The sequence below is a fragment of the Xanthomonas euroxanthea genome, assembly GCF_900476395.1.
Taxonomy (GTDB): domain Bacteria; phylum Pseudomonadota; class Gammaproteobacteria; order Xanthomonadales; family Xanthomonadaceae; genus Xanthomonas; species Xanthomonas euroxanthea.
This window is the reverse complement of the sequence record NZ_UIHB01000004.1, coordinates 39,554-62,615: the sequence shown is the minus strand read 5'-3', so window position 1 is coordinate 62,615 and position 23,062 is coordinate 39,554. Positions and strand designations below refer to the sequence as shown.

General features: G+C 67.5%; 16 protein-coding genes. 10 read left to right on the top strand and 6 right to left on the bottom strand.

Going from position 1 to position 23,062, the window contains the following annotated elements:
• Nucleotides 1-76 precede the first annotated feature (76 nt).
• Nucleotides 77-2,461 (bottom strand): TonB-dependent receptor plug domain-containing protein, encoded by a 2,385-nt coding sequence (locus CPBF1521_RS12750; protein ID WP_115677227.1) that lies wholly within the window; start codon nt 2,459-2,461, stop codon nt 77-79.
• 176 nt (nt 2,462-2,637) lie between these two features.
• Here CPBF1521_RS12750 and CPBF1521_RS12745 point away from each other — a divergent pair, with 176 nt between their 5' ends.
• Nucleotides 2,638-4,554: an ABC-F family ATP-binding cassette domain-containing protein gene (locus CPBF1521_RS12745; RefSeq protein WP_115677226.1), complete on the top strand. Its 1,917-nt coding sequence runs from the start codon at nt 2,638-2,640 to the stop codon at nt 4,552-4,554.
• 310 nt (nt 4,555-4,864) lie between these two features.
• Here the strand turns inward: CPBF1521_RS12745 and ampR are convergent, their stop codons facing one another.
• A complete protein-coding gene (gene ampR, locus CPBF1521_RS12740) occupies nt 4,865-5,734 on the bottom strand; it encodes a LysR family transcriptional regulator AmpR (protein WP_115677225.1) in 870 nt (289 codons plus the stop codon).
• A 100-nt stretch (nt 5,735-5,834) separates the two neighbouring features.
• Between ampR and bla the strand changes: the two genes are divergently transcribed.
• Nucleotides 5,835-6,785 carry a class A beta-lactamase gene (bla, locus tag CPBF1521_RS12735; RefSeq protein WP_115677224.1) on the top strand — a complete coding sequence of 317 codons (951 nt, stop codon included), beginning with the start codon at nt 5,835-5,837 and terminating at the stop codon, nt 6,783-6,785.
• A gap of 6 nt (nt 6,786-6,791) precedes the next feature.
• On the opposite strand, the gene CPBF1521_RS12730 is transcribed toward bla, so the two are convergent.
• The 3 genes from CPBF1521_RS12730 to CPBF1521_RS12715 form a co-directional block, all read right to left on the bottom strand.
• Nucleotides 6,792-8,945 carry a phosphocholine-specific phospholipase C gene (locus tag CPBF1521_RS12730; protein WP_115677223.1) on the bottom strand — a complete coding sequence of 718 codons (2,154 nt, stop codon included), beginning with the start codon at nt 8,943-8,945 and terminating at the stop codon, nt 6,792-6,794.
• A gap of 227 nt (nt 8,946-9,172) precedes the next feature.
• Nucleotides 9,173-11,584: a TonB-dependent receptor domain-containing protein gene (locus CPBF1521_RS12725; RefSeq protein WP_115677222.1), complete on the bottom strand. Its 2,412-nt coding sequence runs from the start codon at nt 11,582-11,584 to the stop codon at nt 9,173-9,175.
• A gap of 892 nt (nt 11,585-12,476) precedes the next feature.
• On the bottom strand, nt 12,477-13,721 hold the full coding sequence (locus CPBF1521_RS12715) for an MFS transporter (RefSeq protein WP_104649771.1): 1,245 nt from the start codon (nt 13,719-13,721) through the stop codon (nt 12,477-12,479).
• A gap of 444 nt (nt 13,722-14,165) precedes the next feature.
• Between CPBF1521_RS12715 and CPBF1521_RS12710 the strand changes: the two genes are divergently transcribed.
• Complete coding sequence (locus CPBF1521_RS12710; RefSeq protein WP_104583599.1) at nt 14,166-14,459, top strand: FmdB family zinc ribbon protein; 294 nt, start codon at nt 14,166-14,168, stop codon at nt 14,457-14,459.
• 105 nt (nt 14,460-14,564) lie between these two features.
• Here the strand turns inward: CPBF1521_RS12710 and CPBF1521_RS12705 are convergent, their stop codons facing one another.
• Nucleotides 14,565-15,338 carry a DUF3011 domain-containing protein gene (locus tag CPBF1521_RS12705; RefSeq protein WP_115677221.1) on the bottom strand — a complete coding sequence of 258 codons (774 nt, stop codon included), beginning with the start codon at nt 15,336-15,338 and terminating at the stop codon, nt 14,565-14,567.
• 156 nt (nt 15,339-15,494) lie between these two features.
• Between CPBF1521_RS12705 and aspS the strand changes: the two genes are divergently transcribed.
• The 7 genes from aspS to CPBF1521_RS12665 all read left to right on the top strand — a co-directional run bounded on the left by aspS (nt 15,495) and on the right by CPBF1521_RS12665 (nt 22,903).
• Nucleotides 15,495-17,261 (top strand): aspartate--tRNA ligase, encoded by a 1,767-nt coding sequence (gene aspS, locus CPBF1521_RS12700; protein WP_104649773.1) that lies wholly within the window; start codon nt 15,495-15,497, stop codon nt 17,259-17,261.
• A gap of 342 nt (nt 17,262-17,603) precedes the next feature.
• The gene (locus tag CPBF1521_RS12690; protein ID WP_115677219.1) at nt 17,604-18,131 is read left to right on the top strand and encodes a GNAT family N-acetyltransferase; all 528 of its coding nucleotides are present in this window, start codon (nt 17,604-17,606) and stop codon (nt 18,129-18,131) included.
• Between the two features lie 11 nt (nt 18,132-18,142).
• The gene (locus CPBF1521_RS12685; RefSeq protein ID WP_180496727.1) at nt 18,143-18,781 is read left to right on the top strand and encodes an alpha/beta hydrolase; all 639 of its coding nucleotides are present in this window, start codon (nt 18,143-18,145) and stop codon (nt 18,779-18,781) included.
• Nucleotides 18,782-18,856: 75 nt separating this feature from the next.
• Nucleotides 18,857-19,585 (top strand): YebC/PmpR family DNA-binding transcriptional regulator, encoded by a 729-nt coding sequence (locus CPBF1521_RS12680; RefSeq protein ID WP_104584708.1) that lies wholly within the window; start codon nt 18,857-18,859, stop codon nt 19,583-19,585.
• A 130-nt stretch (nt 19,586-19,715) separates the two neighbouring features.
• Nucleotides 19,716-20,240 carry a crossover junction endodeoxyribonuclease RuvC gene (gene ruvC / locus CPBF1521_RS12675; protein ID WP_016904120.1) on the top strand — a complete coding sequence of 175 codons (525 nt, stop codon included), beginning with the start codon at nt 19,716-19,718 and terminating at the stop codon, nt 20,238-20,240.
• A 118-nt stretch (nt 20,241-20,358) separates the two neighbouring features.
• Nucleotides 20,359-20,943, top strand: a complete 585-nt coding sequence (gene ruvA / locus CPBF1521_RS12670; RefSeq protein ID WP_023904818.1) for a Holliday junction branch migration protein RuvA — start codon at nt 20,359-20,361, stop codon at nt 20,941-20,943.
• Nucleotides 20,944-20,995: 52 nt separating this feature from the next.
• Nucleotides 20,996-22,903, top strand: coding sequence for a potassium transporter Kup (locus CPBF1521_RS12665; protein ID WP_115677218.1), 1,908 nt, complete (start codon nt 20,996-20,998; stop codon nt 22,901-22,903).
• Nucleotides 22,904-23,062 lie beyond the last annotated feature (159 nt).

The window sequence follows — 23,062 nt, the reverse complement described above, 5'->3', positions numbered from 1 at the left end:
GTCGAGCGTCAGGATGCAATCGTGCAGCGCGCCTGGGCACTAAATGCCGGGCAACACCGCAGGCTAGGCCGCCAGGTTACCAGCGATAGTTGATGCGGCCGTACACGTAGGCACCATTGAAGCCGAACGGCGACAGATTGCTGTACGGGAACTGCCCGCTGGTGGAGTTGGCGAAATTGTTCTCGTCCGGGTACTCGTCCAGCAGATTGTCCGCACCCAGTGTCAGCGTCCAGCGATCGATCTTGTAGCTGGCCGAGGCATCCACCACCCACTTGGCGCCGAAGGTCTGGTCGTTGATCGCCGCGGCCGGACGCGTGCTGTACTTGCCATAGCGCGTGGCACCCAGTGCCAGCGTCCAGTGCTCCAGGTTCCAGCTGCCGTTGACCAGGAACTTGTCGCGCGGGAAGCCTTCTTCGATGCGGCCGCGTTCGGTGCGGTCGATGCGCTCCAGGCTCAGCCCGTTGGCCGACAACGCGGCCGGATTGGCCGCGACACTGCGCACCTCGGTCTCCGAATAGTTGTAGCCGGCGGTCAGGTCCACGCTGCTGGCGGCCAGCTGCCAGCGGTAGCTGCCGACCACGTCCACACCGCGCGTGCGCGTGTCCACCGCGTTGGTGAAGTAGCGCCCGCCGTTGATGCCGAAGATGCCCTGCGCTTCGAGCAGGTTGCGCACGCCGGTGCCAGTGAGGTTGGACGACAGCACGATGCGGTCGTCCACGTCGATCTGGTACGCATCCACGGTGAGGTAGAGCGCATCGGTCGGCTGCAGCACCAGGCCCAGGCTGTAGGACAGCGAGGTCTCGGCATCCAGCGGCTCGGACCCCAGCGCACGCGCGACGGTGCTGTCGGCCGGGAAGGTGCGGATCTCGAACGGGTTCGGATTGCCGGCCAGGAAGGTGGTGCTGGTGGACTGGAAATACTGCTGCGCCAGCGACGGCGCGCGGAAGCCCGACGCCACCGTGCCGCGCAGCGCGATCCTGTCGGTGAACGCATAGCGGCCGGACAACTTGCCCGAGGCCTGGCTGCCGAAATCGTTGAAGTCTTCGTAGCGGCCGGCCAGGCCGGCCGAGAACTTGTCGGTGAAATCGGCTTCCAGATCCGCATACAGCGCGTAGCTGTCACGCGAATACTGCCCGGACACGCTCGGCGCAAACCCGCCAAAACCCTGCGCGCCACCGGCCAGCGTGCCGGCCTGGAAATACGAGCCCACTTCGCCCGGCGACTGGTTCCACTTCTCGTTGCGGTATTCGGCGCCGAAGGCCACCGTCACCGGATACGCCAGGCCCCAGTCGAAGCCGCGCTTGACGTCCAGGTTGACGATGTTCTGCGTGGTCTCCAGCGCGCCATCGTAGAAAGAGGTCGGCGAGGTCGGCCCCAGGCTCACGTTGAGCGTGTTGCGGGTGTGGAAATCGATCTTGTTGTAGCCGTAGTTGTAGCTGGCATCCCAGTCCCAGCCGCTGGCCGTGGACCCGCGCACGCCGGCCACCAGCGAGCGGTCCTTGGCGTAGGTCTGGATTTCCGGCAGGAAGCCCTGCGGATAGACCGACAGGATGTTCTGGGTGCTGCCCGGCGCGCGGAAGAACGCGAACGAGGTGATGTCGCGGTTGCTGGCGGTGGCAAAGGCGTAACCGGTGATGCTGTCGCTGAAGGCGAACTCGGTATTGGCCGACACCGCCTGCGCGTTGACGTCCGGGTCGCCGATCTTGAACGCCTTCTGGCCCACCGCCGGCTGCGAGGCGCTGGGGGCGCCGGCATAGCCGCGCGCACGGTCGGTGGGGTCCTGCTGGTTGAGCTGGGCGGCCACATGCAGCCAGCCGCGCTCGTTGCCGTACGCCACGCCGGTGTCGCCGGACAGCTCGTAGTTGCTGCCGTCGCCGGCCGAGTACTGGCCGAAGCCGGCCTGCAGGCTGCCGCCCTTTTCCGCGCCCTTGAGCACGATGTTGACCACACCGGCAATGGCATCGGAGCCGTATTGTGCCGAGGCGCCGTCGCGCAGCACTTCCACGCGCGCGATCGCCGCCACCGGAATGGTGTTCAGATCCACCGCCGCGGCGCCACGGCCGATGGTGCCGTTGAGGTTGAGCAGCGAGGAGGTGTGGCGGCGCTTGCCGTTGACCAGCACCAGCACCTGGTCCGGCGACAGGCCGCGCAGCTGTGCCGGACGGATCGCGCTGGTGCCGTCGCTCAGCGCAGGGCGCGGGAAGTTCAGCGACGGCAGCGCGCGGGCCAGTGCGGTGGCCAGCTCCGAGGTGCCGGTGGCCTGCAGCGACTCGGCGCTGATGATGTCGATCGGCGACTGCGACTCGGCCACGGTCCGGTCGGACACCCGGGTACCGGTGACGATGACGGTGTCCAGCGTGTTGGCGGGCGCGCTGGCCGGCGTGGCGCTCTGGGCAAAGGCGGGGGAGGCGAGCAGCGCCGCAACCACGGCGGTTGCGAGCGAGGACAGCGGGTAATTCATGACAACTCCGAACGGGGGTCCAGGCAGGACCAGCAAGGCTGGGCGGGGTCTGGTCGCGGCGACGCGAAGGAACGACGGCCAGCCCGAAGGCGCTAATTATTCGTTAACGCTAGAATGGCGTCGCAGGAGTGCTGCTCATCTGCTCATTCCTTTTCGTTCTATCGGACTGTCCATCAATGATTTCCCTGCGCAACTTCTCCATGCGACGCGGCGAGCGTCTGCTGTTGTCCAACGTCGACCTGACCATGCATGCCGGCTACCGCGTCGGTGTGGTTGGCCGTAATGGCACCGGCAAGTCGAGCCTGTTTGCCGCGGTCAAGGGCGAACTGGAAGCGGACAAGGGCGATGTCGACCTGCCCGGCAAGGTGCGCACCGCCAGCGTCTCGCAGGAAACCCCGTCGCTGCCCGATCCGGCGCTGTCGTTCGTGCTCGGTGGCGACATCGAGGTCTCCGCGATCCTGCAGGAAGAGGCCGCAGCCACCGCGCGCGAGGACTGGGAAGCGGTGGCCAATGCGCACCAGAAGATGGCCGAACTCGGCGCCTACGATGCCGAGGCGCGCGCCGGCAAGCTGCTGCACGGCCTGGGCTTCCCGGCCGACACCCATCACCGCGCGGTGTCCTCGTTCTCCGGCGGCTGGCGCGTGCGCCTGAACCTGGCGCGCGCGTTGATGATGCCCAGCGACCTGCTGCTGCTGGACGAACCGACCAACCACCTGGACATGGACGCGGTGCTGTGGCTGGAGCAATGGCTGCTCAAGTACCCGGGCACCTTGCTGCTGATTTCGCATGACCGCGAGTTTCTCGACAACGTGGCCACCCACACCCTGCACCTGCATGGCGGCACCGCCAAGCTGTACGTCGGCGGCTACACCGATTTCGAGCGCCAGCGCATCGAGCACCTGCGCCAGCAGCAGATCGCCCACGACAAGGAACAGGCCGAGCGCGCGCATCTGCAGAGCTTCATCGACCGCTTCAAGGCGCAGGCCAGCAAGGCCACCCAGGCGCAGAGCCGCATGAAGCGCCTGGCCAAGATGGCCGGCACCGAGGCGGTCCGCGCCGAGCGCGAGTTCCGCATCCAGTTTGCCCAGCCCAATCGGCTGCCGTTTTCGCTGATCCGGTTGAATCATGCGGCTTGCGGGTATGCGGCTGCGCCGCGGGAGCCGGGAATCGGGAATGGGGAATCGCAAAAGCGTGGGTCCAGCGATGCGATTACCGTGCTGCACGATGTCGGGTTCGGGCTGGAGGCGGGTGACCGGATCGGGTTGCTGGGGCCCAATGGTGCGGGTAAGTCCACGCTGGTGAAGACGTTGGTGGGCGAGCTTGCGCCGCTGTCGGGCGAGCGCAGTGCGCATCCGGACCTGCGGATTGGCTACTTCGCCCAGCACACGGTGGAGTCGCTGCACGAGGGCCAGTCGCCGATGGATCACTTCCGCGAGCTGTCGCCGGATGGTGCCAACCAGGCGTTTCGCGACTTCCTGGGCAAATGGAATTTCGCCGGCGACCGTGCGTTCGAGGTGGTGGATGGTTTTTCCGGCGGCGAGCGCGCGCGTCTGGCGCTGGCGCTGATCGCCTGGCAGCAGCCGAACGTGCTGCTGCTGGACGAACCGACCAACCATCTGGACCTGGAAATGCGCGAGGCACTGGCCGAAGCGTTGAGCGACTTCGAAGGTGCGATCGTGATGGTCTCGCATGACCGCCATCTGATCGGCCTGGTCTGCGACAGTTTCTGGCGCGTGGCCGATGGCGTGGTCGAGCCGTTCGAAGGCGACCTGGACGAATACGCCGCCTGGCTGCGCAGCCGCCCGGCCGCCCAGGGCACCAAGCAGAAGATGGCCGAAGTGGCGCCGACACCGCCACCGCCGACCAAGCCGCTGCCGCCGAAGAAGGCCGTCAACCCGCACAAGCTGGCCAGCGCCGAAAAGCGCGTCGGCGAACTGGAAGCGGCGTTGGCGGCGCTGGACCGCGAGCTCGCCAACCCGGGCAACTATGCCGACAGCGAGAAGATGGCGGTGCTGGGCCGCGACCGCGAGGCCACCGCACAGCAACTGGTGGCTGCGGAAGCGGCGTGGATGGAGCTGATCGAGGGGGTGTAGCAGCGGTCGCGGTGATGGGGCTGGTGATGGTGCCTGTTGATCGCTGGTGCAAGAGGGCGAAGGTGATGGAAGTAGGCTTCGCGCCCGTACCCTCATCCGGCGCTACGCGCCACCTTCTCCCAGCGGGAGAAGGGAGCAAGCCGCCGCTCTGGTGATTAAGCCCCTCTCCCTGCGGGAGAGGGGTTGGGGTGAGGGTACGACGGAAGACAGGCATCTCGATGGAAGGGCTGGGTGAGGTGCGGCGCAGCCATCTCACAAGAGAGGCAGCGTCGCGTGCACGCAGGCAACCGGCCCGGGAACGCATCCAGCGTCACCCCGGCGTTTGCTCCACCAACCACGCAAGAAACCTTCGCCCAGCCTCGCTCTCCGCCCGCGAGCGCAGCCGCGTCAGCCAATAACGTCCAGCGTCGATCTGGATCGGAAACGGGCACACCAGGCGCCCGGCATCCAGGTCCTGGCGAAACATCGGCAGCGGCAATAACGCCACACCGATACCGGCCGCCGCGGCGCTGGCCAGGGTCAACGAGGAATCGAACATCGCTCCGCGTGCGGCGACTTCGGCCACGCCCGCGGCGCGAAACCACTGCGGCCATTCGTCCTGGCGATACGAGCGCAATAACGGCAGTTGCGCCAGATCGGTCGGCGTGCGCAAGCCACGTGCCATGGTCGGCGCACACACCGGCGCAAACGGCGCCTCCATCAACGCCTCGGCAATCTGCCCCTGCCAGTCGCCATCGCCAAACCGGATCGCCAGATCCAGGCCTTCGCCGGCCAGGTCGACGCGGTTGTTGTGAGTCGACAGGCGCAGCTCGATCTCCGGATGCGCCGCATGAAAGGCATCCACGCGCGGCAGCAGCCAGCCGGTGGCGAAGGTGCCCACCACGCCGACGCTGAGCACCTCGCGATAGTGGCCATCGGCAAAGCGCTCCAGGGTGGCGGCAATGCGATCGAAGGCTTCGGCCAGCACCGGCGCCAGCGCCGCGCCCTCGTCGGTGAGTGCCACCCCGCGCGGTAGCCGATGGAACAGGCTGCTGCCCAGCTGTTGCTCCAGCGCCTTGATCTGGTGGCTGAGTGCGGCCTGGCTGACGCACAGCTCGCTCGCCGCACGGGTCAGGTTCTGGTGGCGTGCGGCGGCCTCGAAGGCGCGCAAGGCGTTGAGCGGGAGGCGAGGGCGGGGCATGCGCAGAGATTAGTTCAATTCATGCCAGGGATCGAAACATCGCGATACTCCGGCGGCCGCCCCGGGCCGATACTGCGGGCTCTGATCGGGAGGCTGGTCCATGTTGAAGCGTCGACAATTCCTGTGCGCAACCGGCGCGGGTGTGCTGCTTGCAGCGTCCAGGCCCCTACGTGCCGTCAGTCTGGTGGCGTCTGCGGCGGTTGAGTTGCGAGAGGCATGGGCCGGGATCGAACGCAGGAGCGGCGGTCGCCTGGGCATCTGCCTGCTCGACAGCGCCACCGGCAGGCGCATCGGCCAGCGTGAGGACGAGCGCTTCCCGCTGTGCAGCACCTTCAAATTTGTATTGGCTGCGGCGGTGCTGCAGCGGGTGGACAAGGGCGAGCTGACCCTGGCGAAACGGGTGAAGATCCGCGCCGCCGACATGCTTGAACATGCCCCGGTCACCGAGCGCCATGTCGGCGGGTCGCTGAGCGTGGCCGAGCTGTGTCGGGCCACGATGATCCATAGCGACAACCCGGCCGCCAACCTGCTGTTTCCGCTGGTGGGCGAGCCGGCCGGACTGACCGCCTTCCTGCGTGGCATCGGCGATGCGCACACGCGCAGCGACCGCCACGAGCCGGAGATGAACCGGTTCGCCCCGGGCGACCCGCGCGACACCACCACCCCGGCGGCAATGGCCGCCACCTTGCGCACCCTGCTGCTGGGCAACGCGCTGCAGCCGGCCTCGCGCAAGCAGTTGACCGACTGGATGATCGACAACCGCACCGGCGATACCTGCCTGCGCGCCGGCCTGCCGCGCGGCTGGAAGATCGGCGACAAGACCGGCAGCAACGGCAGCGACACCCGCAACGACATCGCCATCCTGTGGCAGCCAGGACGCCAGGCGCCGCTGCTGCTGACCGCCTATCTCAATGGCGCAACGGTCGATGCTGCCGCACGCGATGCAGCGCTCAAGGCTGTTGCTGCCGCGGTCGCGATGACGGGCGCGGGGTTCACCGACGACGCGTTCCAGCGCGAGTGGCGCGCGCTGACAGCGGTCACGCCGCGCTGAGTTTTCTCAACCCGGCGCGCCGATCACCAGCGGCTCGTCCTGCTGCAGCCGCGCCGGCCCGCCCATGGCCGGGTCGCTGACGCTGTCTGCGCCGGTTTCGATGCGCCCGGCAAGCCGCTGCGCTGCACCGTCGTGCGTCACCCACAGGTCGTACCAGCCGCCGGTTGCTGCTGCCTGCCAGCGGCGTTGTTCGGTGGCGCCGGGTGCAATGCGCAGGCGTTCGTGCGGTTGCGCGGTGGCATACGCGCCCGGCTGCAGCTCCACCTGCACCGCAGTGCTGCCGGCATTGCGCAGCGATAGGGACACGGCCGCGCGATCGTTCGCATCCTGGGTGATCTCGGCCACCAGTAATGGTGCGCCCAGATTTTTTCCGCAATAGTGACGATGGAAGCCATTGGGGCCGATCAACCACAGGTCGTAACGGCCATCGCCGGTGGCCCACGTGCCATCCACTGCCGCGCCGTTCCCCACCGTATAACGACGCGGAATTGCGGCAAGATCGAGGCGGTCGTAGACGTGCAGGACCACCGCCGCGCCAGCGTTTGACATGCGCAGCTTCACCTCGCCACGCTCAGGCAGATAAGCCAGTTCCACGCTGGGGCGATACGGCAGCGCCCGCGAACGGCGTGTACCGAACGGCTGCTGCGGCGATTGCAACGTGGCCGGCAACGGCGGCAGTGCGTGTTCGCGCAGGGCTGCCGCGCGCGCTGCGGTGGCGCTGACATCGGGCAACGCCGCGACGAAGGGGCGCGCATCGGCATTGCGGAAGTCGAATGCACCGGTGAGGTCACCACACACTGCGCGCCGCCACGGTGTGATCTCCGGTGCGGGCACGCCGAAGCGGCGTTCCAGCAGCCGCAATACCGAGGTGTGGTCGTACACCTGCGAATCCACCCAGCCGCCGCGGCTCCACGGCGAGATCACGTACAGCGGCACGCGCGGGCCCAGGCCATAGGGACGGCCGCGCAGCTCGGGCAGATCCACCTTCTGTTCGCCCGGTGCCGGGTGGCGATGGTAGTCGTCGTCGGTGGCGATGCTCGATGCGCCGGCAAGGCCGCCGGCCGCGCGCGGGTCCGGCGACGGTGGCGCCGGCGGCGGCATGTGATCGAAGAAGCCGTCGTTCTCGTCGAACATCAACAGCAGTGCGGTGCGGCTCCACACCTGCGGATCGGCGGTCAGCGCATCCAGCACACGCGCGGTATAGGCCGCGCCCTGCGCAGGGCTGGACGGATCCGGATGCTCGCTGCCGGCCGCGTCGGCGATGACGAAACTCACCGATGGCAGACGCCCGCCCAGCACGTCGGCGCGCAGCTGCTCGACACCGCGTGTGCTGACGCCACGCGCGCGCAACTGCGCATCGTGCCCGGGTGCAGCAGTGAAGGCCTGCCGGAACGGCGCAAAGCCGGCCAGCGGGTTGTCGGTGAAGTTGTCGCGCATGTCCTGATAGATCTGCCAGGACACACCCGCTTTCTGAAGATGTTCAACGTAGGTCGTCCAGCGATACGGCTCGGCGAAACCACCCAGTTCCGGAAAGTTGTCATGCGAGTTGCCGATCACCGGCCCGCCGGCGCGCGCCTGCGGGTCGTTGCCGCCGCTCCACAGAAACACGCGATTGGAATTGGTGCCGGTCTGGATCGAGGCGTGGTACGCATCGCAGATGGTGAAGGCGTCGGCAAGCGCGTACTGGAACGGAATATCCGCGCGCCGGTAATAGCCCAGTGCGTGGTCGTGCTTGGCCGCGGCCCAGTGCCCGAGCCGGCCGTGATCCCAGGCGCGTTGCGCATCCACCCAGCTATGCGGCGTGCCTTGCACGCGCATGAAGCCGAATTGTGCTGCGGTATCCAGCGCAAACGGCGTCAGCCATTGGCGGCCGTCGTCGCTGGGTTGCAGCCACACCGTGCGCGCGGGCGCGCCCGGCAGCGGCGGCGCGGGAATGGGGAAACGATCGCCGAACCCGCGCACGCCGGGCAGGGCGCCGAAGTAATGATCGAAGGCGCGGTTTTCCTGCATCAGGATCACCACATGCTGCAGATCTTCCAGCGTGCCGGTGCGGCGGTCCGGCGCGATGGCGGCGGCCCGCGCGATGCTGGGCGGCAGCAGCGCGGCGGCGGCGCCGGCAAGCCCGGTCTGCAGAACGCGGCGGCGGGGAAGGTCGATCATCGTGTCACCTGGTTGGCGCGCCAATCCTGTCGGCGCTGGAGCGGGCCGAGCGTACCCAACATGTCAGTGCGTGTGTTCTGGCGCGTGCGTGCACAAGCGCCAATGCCGTCCCTTTACAGGTGCGCAGGAGACGATGCATGGAGCGGATCGGTCGTGTGCCTTTTCCCCGATCCGCTCCCCATCACTGGAAATCCTATCGCCTGCCGGGCAGCGGTGCGCCCTCTACGCTAGAGATCCAGCGTCACGGTCAGCCCGACCGTGCGCGGCGCGCCGATGAACGCGCTGTCGCTGCCGTCCACGCCTTCCAGATAGCGCTTGTCGGTGAGGTTGCTGACGTTGAGCGCCAGCTGCAGGCCCTTGAGCTGCGACGACAGTTGCGACAGTTCCACGCCCAGGTTGGCATCGAAGGTGGTCACGCCATCGAGTGCCGCACGGTTGGAGGCGTCCAGGTAGCGCTTGCCCAGGTAGCGCCCGGACACACCGAAGCGCCACGCCTGGCCGCGCCAGTCCGCCGACACCACCAAGGTGTTGCGCGGTTGGCCGATCACCTGCGCACCGGGGGTGATCTCCAGCGCGGTGTCGCGCGCGGCATCGCCGCTGCCCAGGTAATCGGCCTTGTTGTACGTATAGGCACCGTTGATGCGCCAGCCGTTGTCCCAGCCATAGCCGAGCGCCGCTTCCACGCCGCGCGCATGCACGCCGCCGAAGTTCTCGTACACGCCATCGGTTTCGCCCAGGTAGTCGATGCCGGTGACGAAGTTGGCCGGCACATAGACGATGCGGTTGTCGAAGCGGATGTCGTACAGCGTCACGCTGCCGGTCAACGGCCAGCGGCTCAGGCGCAGGCCGAGTTCGACGTTGTCGGCGGTTTCCGGTTGCACCCGGCTCAGCGCGACCGGGTCGGTTTCGCCCAGCACGCCGGAGGGAATCGCGGCGAAGTTCTGCGAATACCCGGCAAAGGCTTCCAGGCCCTGCACCGGGGTGGTCCAGGTCAGGCCGGCCGACAGCAGCGGGTCCGAATGCGAATCCGACTCCACATGCTGCGCATCGCCGATGCGGCGGTCGCGGGTCTGGTCGACGAAGAACTGCTTGACGCCCACACGCCAGGCAAAGGCGCCGTAGCGCATCACGTCCTCGACGTAATACATCTGCTCGTCGGTCTGGTAGGCATCCTTGAACTGCACCCAGTACGGCTGATGATCGAAGCCGATGTTGGTGCCGACGTTGAGCAGGCGATGCCAGTCGCGGGTGACGCTACGGTCGTAACGTTCCAGCCACGCACCGGCGCGCACGGTGTTGTCGATGGCGCCCAGATCCGCGCGCCATTCCACGTCGGCCATCGCGCCGGCGCGGTGGTTGTCGTAGTGGCTGTGGCGATACGACTGCACCGGCACCGAACCGGCCGGATAGCAGGCCGGGTTGGATTCGGCCGGCAGCGCATCGCTGCCGGCGCAACCGGCCAGCATCGTCGCGGCTGCACCGCCGGGCGTGAGGTAATACAGCTTGCCCAGGTCGCTGCCGGCATACACGGTGTTGCCGCCACGCGCTTCGGATTCCGCTGCGCCGGCGCCGTCGTTGGTGACATCCACCAGATACGGCGGAATCCAGTCGCCACGGCCCTGCATGCGGTGCGCGTAGCCGGTCAGCGTGGTCTTGAAGCCATTGCCGCCATCGAAGGCGCCGCGCAGATAGCCGAAGGTGTTCTTGCGCAGCGCGCGCGAGCCGGAGCGATAGTTCTGGTCCAGGTACGGAATGCCGGTGAGCGTGCCGGTCAGCAGGTCGTGCTCGGGGTCGCGCGCGAACTGTTCGGGCGTCACGCTGGTGTACTCGGATTCGTCGGCATCGTCGTAGGACGCGTAGCCGCTGAGCGTCCACTTGTCCAACACGCTGACGAACTTGCCGGCCAGGTGGTCGCGGCGGGTGTGGCCGCTGCCGTCGATCCAGTCGTCGTTGCGTGCCGACGAGCCGCTGACCCAGGCGCGTGTGTTGCCGCCGAGCAGGCCGGTGTCGTAGCGCGCGTAATACTTGCGCGCCTGGTTGTCGCCGATGCCGCCGATCACGCGCACGCGCTGCTCTTCCAGCGGGTCGCCGGTGAGGTAGTTCAAGGTGCCACCCAACGCTTCGTTGGAGCGCGAGGCGATGTCGGCGGTGCCCTGGCTGACTTCCACCGTTTCCAGGTCCGGCATGTCGATGAAGCGGTTGGCCTTGGAGCCGCCGCCATAGGCAGAGCCGCCGTTGGGCACGCCATCGATGGTGGTGCCGATCTGCTGGGTATCGCGATTGCTGACGAAGCCGCGCATGCTGATCTGGGTGCCCCAATCCGACGAGCCGAAGGCATCGGCCTCGGTCACCACCACGCCGGGCAGTTCGTTGAGCGCATCGTTGACGCTGCCCAGCACGAACTGGCGGTCCAGCATTTCCTTGCTGACATTGGTCTTGGAATACGTCATCGCCTGGCCGACCACCTGCACCTGATCCAGCGTGGACACCTGCTCGCCAGCGCTGCCCGGTTCGGCCGCGGACGGGCCAGACGCTGCGCCATCGGGGGCTTGCTGTGCGTAGGCGGGCAGGGTGAGCGGAACCAGTAGCAACGCGAGCGTGGCCGGATGGCGCACGCGCGAGGAGGACGTCGAATCCATTACAATCCAACAAGCGGGGAGGTCTGCAAAGACTGCCGTGCTTGCATTGCGTGATGATGACCGCGCAAAAGGTGTGGTCGGGATCACTGGATGGTTTTACTACGCCCTGCCGCAAGGACGATTGCGGGCTAGCGCCGTCTGCATGCTTCGCGTTGGGTCGTTGAACGACACCTCCGAAACTGCGTGTCATACCGAGGCTATTCATTCCAAGACAGGCGATGCGAATCGTCGCGTCGTTGGAGGGGTGGTCAAGTGCTTGGGTCAAAAGCTCAGGTCGTCGAGGGCGCAGCGCCCTCACCGCTTGCGGGACACGCCGTGAACCTATCCCTGGGGGCTCGGTGGCGGCATCCATGCCGCCACACGGGCCCGCAACCGGCAAGGACGCCGCACCAGACAGTTGGTCGGCGCTCATTGGAAAGCCGTCTGTCGTGCGATGTGCATCAGACCTGGAACCGCTGCTACGTGATTCAACAAGGCACACCCAGCACTGCTCTTCCCATGCACACCGACCATCTCGATAGGTCCTTGCCCGCTCACCGTCGCGGGACCTTACGCGGCATGGATGCCGCGTAAGAGCCTCCATGGATGGATTCACGGCGTGTCCCGCGATGGTGGGCGGGCAAGGACCCTGCAGCCAAGCCGCAGATCATCGGCTCTACAGCAGATCTACACGGCCTTCTATCAGCTGCTCTGTCGTGCGGCGTGTCCCGCGACCGTGGGCGGGCAAGGGCCCCGCGGCCAAGCCGCAGACCATCGGCTCTACAGATGATCTACACGGCCTTCTATCAGCTGCTCTGTCTTGCGGCGTGTCCCGCGACCGTGGGCGGGCAAGGACCCCGCAGCCAAGCCGCAGATCATCGGCTCTGCGACCGATACCCGCGAAACAGGGGCGTTAGCCGCTCCTGGTGTGCGGCGGTGCTTCGGCCTGCTGCGTCTCCGGCATCAACTCCAACGCCGATGGGGTGGTGCGCAGCATCGGGCGGAAGGAGATTGGGTGGATGCGGCGGCGCGTGAAGCGCAGCAGGCGTGCCAGGGTAAATCCGGCCAGTGCCAGCAGCATCACCGCGAAATAGACCGGGAGTGCGGCAGGGCCGAATTTCTGCATCGCGCCACCGGCCAGGGCCGGACCGATCGCCGCGCCCACGCCATGTACCAACAGCAGGCTGCTGCAGCCGGAGAGCAGATCTTCGCGCGGCAGGTAATCGAGCATGTGTGCCACCGCGAACGGATACAGCGAGAACGCCAACCCGCCGTACACGAAGAACAGCACGAACAACAGTTGCGTCTGTGCCTGCACCATCGGCACTGCGGCGGCGATCGCGATGCCGGCCGCCAGCATGCTGATCGTGACCAGGCCGATGCGCCGGTCATGGCCATCGCTGATGCGCCCGATCGGCCACTGCAGCACTGCACCGCCGATGATGGCGGTGAGCATGAACATTGCCACGCCGTCGGCATCCAGCCCGATGCGGTCGGCGTACACCGGCAACAAGCCCCAGAACGCCCCCATCGCCAGGCCCGACAATCCCGCGCCGATGGTCGCCACCGGGGCCAACGCGTACAGCGTCTTGAGGCGCAGGCGCGACACGTGCGGCACCTCGGGCGGAATCAGGCGCGTGGTCATCACCGGCATCACTGCCGCGCAGATCAGGATCGCCGTCAGCGTGAACATCGCCGGTGCGCCCGCATCGCCTGCGGTGAGCAGGATCTGGCCCAGCGCCAATGCCGACAGATTGATCGCCATGTAGACCGAAAACACCCGGCTGCGCCGGCGCGCGTCCGGCTCGGCGTTGAGCCAGCTCTCGATCACCGTGTACAGGCCGACCAGCGCCGCGCCGGTGACCAGCCGCAGCAATCCCCAGCCCCAGGCGTTCAACCAGATCGGATGCAGAAGCACCGCGATCGCCGCCAGCGCCGCGTAGAACGCGAATGCGCGGATATGCCCGATGCGCCGAATCAGCGGCGGTGCGAAGAAGGTGCCGAGAAAGAAGCCGGCGAAATACCCGGACATGATCAGGCCGAGCGCACGCGCATCGAAACCGGCCTGGCCACCGCGCACGGCAAGCAGGGTGCCGAGCAGCCCGCTGCCGGTCAGCAGCAGGGCGACGCCCAGCAGTAAGGCAGTCAGCCGCAACATGGATGCGGTCCTCGTGGGGGAAGAGGCGCGTCGATCACCTGTTCGAGTGTAGCAGCCCGTGTCGCGCGGCTTGACCGAAGCCAGCTGGCTTTCGGCGTTCGATACCAAGTGGTTGGCTGTAGTTCGGCGCGAAGCCTGGATGTTCGACGTTCCGGATGACGGCCCCACCTGCCTGCGCAGTTCGCACGGTCACGCCGCCCCATCACTCGGTGTCCAGGCCGGTGACCGTCGGCATGTGCGCGCACGCCCCCATGTCTTGCCGTCTGTCATGGGAGCCGCGATGCCGGGCGCCCATCGGGCGCACGGGCGGGCGCGCAGCGATCACCGGTCGATGTCTCTCGCCGGCAACGCGTGCGCGTGGTCAAGCGTAGATGCACCACTGCACCTGCCTGCCCGCATCCGTCTAGAATCTGCGCCCCTGCATCGTCTTCAGCTGATCCTGCCATGCCCATCTACGGTTTCCAGTGCACCACCTGCGGCCACGCCTTCGACCGCCTGCAGAAGATGGCCGACCCCGATCCGCAGACCTGTCCGGCCTGCGCGGCGGCCACGATCAAGCGCCAGATCACCGCGCCATCGTTCCGGCTGTCCGGTAGCGGCTGGTACGAGACCGATTTCAAGTCGGCGGGCGAGAAGAAGAAAAACCTCAGCGAGAGCAGCAGCGCCGGTGGCGATGCCAAGCCGGCCGCCGCCGCCGAGAGCAAGCCCGCGGCAAAGCCTGCGGCCGACCCTGCCTGAGCCGGGTCAGTGCGCCGCAACGACGGGCGGTGCCGGGCAGCGGCTGGCAGTGCTGAAGCCGCATCCCCCTGTCCCGACCCGTAAGCGGCGCGCGTACCTGCTGCCTCAACGTGCCTCGAAGCGCGCCCGGCAGCCATCGTTGACCCACAGCGTCGCGCGGCGGGCGTCGTACCCCCAGCTGCGGCCTTCCTCGCAACGGGTGGCGGACAGCTGGCGGGTCAGCACCGGGCGGCCATAGCGGCCATCCCAGCCGCAGGTGCGCAGGCGGCGGTCGTCACTGGCGCAGGTGATGGCGTAGTCGTTGCGCGGGCGGTCGTCGCGGCCACCGTCGCCGCCGTCACCCCGGCCCCAGCCGCCGCCGCGGGCCTGCGCAAACTCGCCCCGGCAGCCGTCGTCCACCCAGATGCGGCCCCCGTCCTGGCGCCAGTTGCGGCCTTCCACGCAGGGCGTGTTGGACAGTTGGCGCACCAGCATGGCGCGGCGCCAGCCGGTGTCACAGATCTTCTGGCGCTGGTCGTTGCTCTCGCAGCGCACCGTACCGGCGACCCCGCCACCGCCGGGGCCAGTGTTGCCGCCCCAGCCGCCGCCGCCGTTGCGACCATCGACAAAGCGCCCACGGCAGCCATTGTCGACCCAGACCCGGCCGCGGTCGCTGCCCCAGTTGCGGCCTTCGATGCAGCGGGTGCCGGAGATGTTTTCGACCAGCACCGCGCGGCCGCGGAACGGCGTATCGCACTCACGGCGACGGTTGTCGTTGCTGGAGCAGGTGATGCTGGGGCCGTTCCAGCCACGGTCCTGCGCGGCGACAGGCGCGCTGGTCAGCAGGCCGGTCAGGGTGATCAGGCCGAAGCCGGAGAGCAGCAGGGCGGTGCGCAGCATCGTGTCGTCCTTGGTGCGGAAGGGTCTGGCGCCTATTCAGCCGGGCGCTGACTTAAGCGGCCATGAGCGCCTGCGCATTTGCTCCTGTCGCCCGCCGGCCCCAGAATATCCGGCTCTCCGGCGCCGTCCTGCGTCGGGTTTTCAGCGGAGCTTTCGATGCGTACCCACTTCTGCGGCCTGGTCGATGAGACCTTGATCGGCCAAACCGTCACTCTCGCCGGCTGGACCGACGTGGCCCGCAACCTGGGCGGGGTGTGCTTCATCGACCTGCGTGACCACGAAGGCATCGTGCAGGTGACGGTGGAACCGGTGGCCGGCGACGACGCCAGCGCCGAGCTGTTCAAGGTGGCCGCCAGCCTCGGCTACGAGGACGTGCTGCAGGTCGAAGGCGTGGTGCGTGCGCGTCATGCGGTCAACGACAAGCTGCGCACCGGCAAGGTGGAAGTGATCGCCACCCGCATCAGCATCCTCAACAAGGCTGCGCCGCTGCCGTTCCACGCGCATGAAAACCCGGGCGAGGAAACCCGCCTGAAGTACCGTTACCTGGATTTGCGCCGTCCGGAAATGCAGCGCATGCAGCGCACCCGCATCAAGCTGGTGCAGGCGCTGCGCCGGCACCTGGACGCACGCGATTTCCAGGACATCGAAACCCCGATCCTGACCAAGGCCACCCCGGAAGGCGCACGCGACTTCCTGGTGCCGGCGCGCATGCATCCGGGCGAGTTCTACGCCTTGCCGCAGAGCCCGCAGCTGTTCAAGCAGATCCTGATGGTGGCCGGCTTCGACCGCTACTACCAGATCGCACGCTGCTTCCGCGACGAAGCGCTGCGCGCCGACCGCCAGCTGGAATTCACCCAGCTGGACATGGAATTTGCCTTCGTGCGCGAACGCGACGTGCAGGATTTCGTCGAAGACATGATCCGCGCCATCTTCAAGGAAGTGGTGGAGGTCGAGCTGGCCGCGCAGTTCCCGCGCATGACCTGGGCCGAGGCGATGCGTCGCTATGGTTCGGACAAGCCGGACCTGCGCATCGGGCTGGAGCTGGTCGACGTGGCCGAGCTGGTCAAGGCCAGCGAGTTCCCGGTGTTCACCGCCGCCGCCAATGACGCCGACGGCCGCGTGGCCGCGCTGCGCATCCCCGGTGGCGCCACGCTGAGCCGCAAGCAGATCGACGACTACGCCGCGCACGCCGCCAAGTACGGCGCCAAGGGCCTGGCCTACATCAAGCTGTCGGAGACCGGCGAGGTCAGCTCGCCGATCGCCAAGTTCTTCGGCGAAGAGGCCTTCGCTGCGCTGCTCAAGCACGTCGGTGCGGCCAATGGCGACATCGTGTTCTTCGGCGCCGGCCGCTACAACACCGTGTCCGACTTCATGGGCGCACTGCGCCTGAAGGCCGGCAAGGAATTCAATCTGGTCGCCGATGGCTGGGCGCCGCTGTGGGTCACCGATTTCCCGATGTTCGAATGGGACGAGGAGGCGCAGCGTTACGTGGCCCTGCATCACCCCTTCACCGCGCCGGCGGTGGACGACATCGCCGACCTGCGCGCCAACGCCCGCACCGCGGTCTCGCGTGGTTACGACATGGTGCTCAACGGCAACGAGATCGGCGGCGGTTCGATCCGTATCCACCGCCCGGACATGCAGAGCGCGGTGTTCGAGCTGCTCGGCATCGGCGCCGAGGAGGCGCGTGCCAAGTTCGGCTTCCTGCTCGATGCGCTGAACTACGGCGCCCCGCCACACGGCGGCATCGCCTTCGGCATCGACCGCATCGCTGCATTGATGGCCGGCACCGAATCGATCCGCGACGTCATCCCGTTCCCCAAGACCACCGGCGCGCAGGACCTGATGACCGACGCCCCGTCGCCGATCGCCGCCGATCAGCTGGCCGAAGTGCACGTGCAGGTACGCCCCAAGCAGGCCTGACCTGTCACCACACGGCCATGCCAGCGCGTGGCCGTGTAGCTGATACGCCGCGCCCCCAGCGTGTCGCATGCGTAGATGCGGTGGCGCGCTGCACATCTGCCGAACTGGCGGTGTCCTCAGCCGAGGCGCGCCCTGCCGCAACCGCGACGCAGGGCCGCGCTCCTCGCGCGCCCTCGACAATCCACTGCGAGCGGTCCGGAAACGCGGATCCCGGATGCTTTCCCGATTCCCGCCTCCCGCTTCCCCATTCCCCATTCCCCATTCCCCATTCCCCATTCCCCGCTTGCGGCAACGAAGCCGCATGCGCGAAGCTGCCACGTCCCCCCGGCATGAGACGCCCGCATGACCCGCATCCGCCGCGCCACACCGGACGATGCCGAAGCCTTGTCGCTGCTGGCTGCGCAGACGTTCACCGAAACCTTCGGGCATCTGTACTCGCCAGAGGATCTGCACGGCTTCCTGCAGGAGACCTACGCGGTCGAGCGCGCACGCATCGTGCTGGCGCATCCGGACTATGCGATCTGGCTGCTGGAGATGGACAACCTGCTGGTCGGCCACGCCGCCGCCGGGCCCTGCGGGCTGCCGCACCAGGACGTGCGTCCCGGCGACGGTGAGCTCAAGCGGCTGTATCTGTTGAAGGACTACCAGAACAGTGGCTGGGGCAGCCGCCTGTTCGAGACCACGCTGGAATGGCTGGAGCGCGACGGCCCGCGCACGCTGTGGATCGGCGTGTGGTCGGAGAATTTCGGCGCACAACGCTTCTACGCCCGCTACGGTTTCGAAAAGGTGGGCGAGTACGATTTCCCGGTCGGCAAGATCCTCGACCGCGAATTCATCCTGCGCCGCAATCCGCGCATTGCGGCCGACTGAGCGGCACGCCGATGCCAGCGGGTGCGCGACGTGCGACCGCAACCGCCGACGTGCTGCTGGTGCACGGCGTCTGGAATACCGCGCACTGGCTATTGCCGCTCGCGCGTCGGCTGCGTGCCGAGGGCCTGGCGCCGGCGCTGTTCGGCTACGCCAGCGTGCTCGGCGGTCCGGCGCAGGCGGTGCCGCGGCTGATCGAACGCCTGCAGGCGACCGGCGCGCAGTGGCTGGTCTGTCACAGCCTGGGCGGGCTGGTGGCGCTGCAGGCCCTGCGCGCCGCGCCCGCATTGCCTGTGCGCCGCGTGGTCTGCCTGGGCTCGCCGTTGTGCGGCAGCGCCGCCGCGCGCGGCCTGGCCCGGCGCGGCGGGCGCTGGGCGCTGGGGCGCAGCGCGGCCTTGTTGCAGCACGGTGTCGCGCACTGGGAGGGCGAGGCGGAGATCGGCCAGGTCGCCGGCACCGTCGCGCGCGGGGTGGGGCGCTGGCTGGCGCCGCTGGACGGCGGCTCGGACGGCACCGTGGCGCTGGCTGAAACCCGCCTGCCGGGGCTGCGCGACCATTGCGTGGTGCAGGCCAGCCACAGCGGTCTGTTGCGCTCGCCCGAGGCCGCGCAGCAGGTGCTGCGCTTCCTGCGCCACGGCCGGTTCGGCCACTGAACGCCGCCGCCCCGGTGCGGGCGAGCAATCAGGTAAAATTCGCGCCCTGTCATTCAAGCCAGTCCGGAACCACCCATGGGTAGAGGCCCCTCCATCGAAGGCCGCAAGAACGCCTCCGACGCCAAACGCGGCAAGATGTTCACCAAGATCATTCGCGAGATCAGCGTCGCCGCGCGCGGCGGCGGTGGCGATCCGTCCAACAATCCGCGCCTGCGCGTGGCGGTGGACAAGGGGCTGTCGGCGAACATGTCCAAGGACGTGATCGAGCGCGCCATCAAGAAAGCTACCGGCGAGCTGGAAGGCGTGGAATACGAGGAAGTGCGCTACGAGGGCTACGCCCCCGGCGGCGTGGCGGTGATCGTGGACTGCCTGACCGACAACCGCGTGCGCGCGGTGGCCGACGTGCGCCATGCCTTCAGCAAGTGCGGCGGCAACATGGGCACCGACGGCTCGGTGGCCTTCATGTTCAAGCGCCTGGGCGTGCTGAGCTTTGCCGCCGGCACCGACGAAGACACCCTCACCGACGCGGCCATCGAAGCCGGCGCCGACGACGTGGTGGTCTACCCCGAAGATGGCGCCATCGACGTACTGACCGCCCCGGAGGCCTTCGCCCAGGTCAAGCAGGCGCTGACCGCCGCCGGCCTGGAGCCGGCCCACGCCGAAATCACCTTCCGCGCCGAAAACGACATCGCCGTCGACGGCGACACCGCCGTGCAGGTCCGCAAGCTGCTCGACATGCTCGAAGACCTGGACGACGTCCAGGACGTGTATTCGAACGTCGACCAGTCGAGTCTCGGCGCTTGAAGCGCCGGGAATCGGGAATGGAGAATCGGGAGTTGAAACAGCTGCATCCTGCATTGCCCGGCAGCGTCGGGCATGCCAGGAGGCTGCTTTACCCATTCCCGATTCCCGACTCCCCATTCCCGGCCGCGCGATGACCCGCATCCTGGGCATCGACCCCGGCTCGCAGCGGACCGGGCTCGGCATCATCGACGTCGATGAGAGCGGTCGCAGCCGGCATGTCTATCATGCGCCGCTGGTGCTGCTGGGCGAGGGCGACTTCGCCCAGCGGCTCAAGCGCCTGCTGCACGGGCTGGGCGAGGTGATCGAGACCTACCGGCCGCAGGAAGTGGCGATCGAGAAGGTGTTCATGGGCAAGAGTGCCGATTCCGCGCTCAAGCTCGGCCACGCGCGCGGGGCGGCGATCTGCGCGGTGGTGCTGCGCGACCTGCCGGTGCACGAGTACGCTGCCACCGAGATCAAGCTGGCGCTGGTCGGCAAGGGCGGGGCGGACAAGGTGCAGGTCCAGCACATGGTCGGCATCATGCTCAACCTGAAAGGCAAGCTGCAGGCCGACGCCGCCGACGCACTGGCGGTCGCCATCACCCACGCCCATGTGCGCGCCACCGCGCAGCGCCTGGGCGTCAATACCCAACAGGCCTGGAGCCGCAAGAAATGAGAATCGGGAGTCGGGAATCGGGAATCGGGAATTGCAACAGCAGAGTCCAGAGCAGCGCGCGCTCTTACGATTCTCCATTCCCGATTCCCCAATCCCGGCACCGCCCCGGCGGTGCCCAATGATCGGCCGCCTGCGCGGGATCCTGGCCTACAAGCAGCCGCCGTGGCTGGTGATCGACGTGGGTGGGGTGGGCTACGAGCTGGAGGCGCCGATGAGCACCTTCTACGACCTGCCCGATGTCGGCCGCGACGTGATCCTGTTCACCCACTACGCGCAGAAGGAAGACAGCGTGTCGCTGTACGGATTCCTGCGCGAAGGCGAGCGCAGGCTGTTCCGCGACGTGCAGAAGGTCACCGGCATCGGCGCCAAGATCGCGCTGGCGGTGCTGTCCGGGGTCAGCGTGGACGAGTTCGCCCGCCTGATCACCAGCGGCGACATCACCGCGCTGACGCGCATCCCCGGCATCGGCAAGAAGACCGCCGAGCGTATGGTGGTGGAGCTGCGCGACCGCGCCGCCGACTTCAGCAGCGGTGCGCCGATCACCGGCCAGCTCGGCCCGGATGCGGTGTCCGAAGCCACGGTGGCGTTGCAGCAACTGGGTTACAAGCCGGCCGAGGCCGCACGCATGGCACGCGAGGCCGGGGCAGAAGGCGACGAAGTCGCCACGGTCATTCGCAAGGCCCTCCAGGCCGCGCTCCGCTAGGCTGCGCTGTCTTCCTCTCCTTCACGCCACTTGGCGATACCCTGCCCACTTCATGTCCCAGACCCCCACTTCCGCAGCTGGCCACGGCCATGCGCCTGCCAATAGCCATATGGCCTTGGTCATCGGCGCCATCGGCGTCGTCTTCGGCGATATCGGCACCAGTCCGCTGTACACCCTCAAGGAGGCGTTCTCGCCGCACTACGGGCTGACCAGCGACCACGACACCGTGCTGGGCGTGCTGTCACTGGCGTTCTGGGCGCTGATGGTCACGGTGACGCTCAAGTACGTGACCATCATCATGCGCGCCGACAACGAGGGCGAGGGCGGCATCATGGCCTTGATGGCGCTGACCCAGCGCACCATGCGCAACGGCTCGCGCTCGGCGTACGTGGTCGGCATCCTCGGCATCTTCGGCGCCTCGCTGTTCTTCGGCGATGGCGTGATCACCCCGGCCATCTCGGTGATGGGCGCGGTGGAAGGCCTGGAAATCGCCGCGCCCAGCCTGCATCCCTTCATCGTGCCGATCACCGTGATCGTGCTGCTGGTGGTGTTCATGGTGCAGCGCTTCGGCACCGAAAAGGTCGGCAAGGTGTTCGGGCCGATCACCTGCCTGTGGTTCCTGTCGCTGGGGGCGATCGGCGCCTGGAACATCATCGATGCGCCGGAAGTGCTGAAGGCCTTCAATCCGTGGTGGGCGATCCGCTTCTTCATGGAGCATGGCTGGCACGGGGTGTTCATCCTCGGCGCGGTGGTGCTGGCGGTGACCGGCGGCGAGGCGCTGTATGCGGACATGGGCCACTTCGGCGCCAGGCCGATCCGCCACGGCTGGTATTTCTTCGTGCTGCCGATGCTGCTGCTCAATTACCTGGGGCAGGGCGCGCTGGTGCTCAATCACCCATCCGCGCTGAAGAACCCGTTCTTCGAAGCGGTGCCGGGCTGGGCGCTGTATCCGATGATCATCCTGGCCACGCTGGCGGCCGTGATCGCGTCGCAGGCGGTCATCACCGGCGCCTATTCGGTGGCCCGCCAGGCGATGCAGCTGGGCTACATCCCGCGCATGCTGATCAAGCACACCTCGCGCACCACCATCGGCCAGATCTACGTGCCCGGCATCAACTGGCTGTTGATGGTGATGGTGATCGCGCTGGTGCTGATCTTCCGCAGTTCCACCAATCTGGCGGTGGCCTACGGCATCTCGGTGTCGATGACCATGCTGATCGACACCCTGCTGCTGGCGCTGGTGGCGCGCTCGTTGTGGCCGCGCTGGCGTAACTGGGTGCTGCCGCTGTGCGTGGTGTTCTTCTTCATCGAGCTGGCCTTCGTCATCGCCAATGGTGCCAAGCTGCTGCAGGGCGCCTGGTTCCCGCTGGCGCTGGGCATCGTGGTGTTCACCCTGATGCGTACCTGGCGCCGCGGCCGCGCGCTGCTGCGCGAGGAAATCCGCAAGGACGGCATCCGCATCGACAGCTTCCTGCCGGGCCTGATGCTGGCCCCGCCGGCGCGCGTGCCGGGCATGGCGGTGTTCCTCACCGCCGACCCGATGGTGGTGCCGCATGCGCTGATGCACAACCTCAAGCACAACAAGGTGCTGCACGAGCGCAACATCTTCCTCAACGTCGACACCTTGCCGATCCCATACGCGCCGGCGGACAAGCGCCTGCAGATCGAATCGATCGGCGACGAGTTCTACCGCGTCTATGTGCGCTTCGGCTTCATGGAAACGCCGGACGTGCCGCTGGCACTGATGCGCTCCTGCGACCAGGGCGGCATCCATTTCGACCCGATGGACACCACCTTCTTCGCCAGCCGCGAGACCATCGTGGCCAGCGCCAACCGCGGCATGCCGATCTGGCGCGACAAGCTGTTCGCGCTGATGCATCGCAACGCCGCCCCGGCCACCGGCTTCTTCCGCATCCCCGGCAACCGCCTGGTCGAGCTGGGCGCCCAGGTCGAGATCTGAGGCCGCGACCGCGTCGCGGCCTTTGGAATCGGGAGACGGGAATGGGGAATAGGAAGAGCAACGGCCTGCGCCGGCCCGAGACACTCGGCGGCGGCTGAAAAGGGCACCAGCGGTGCCGGTAACCGCTACTATTGTCCGCTCAATTCCCCATTCTCGATT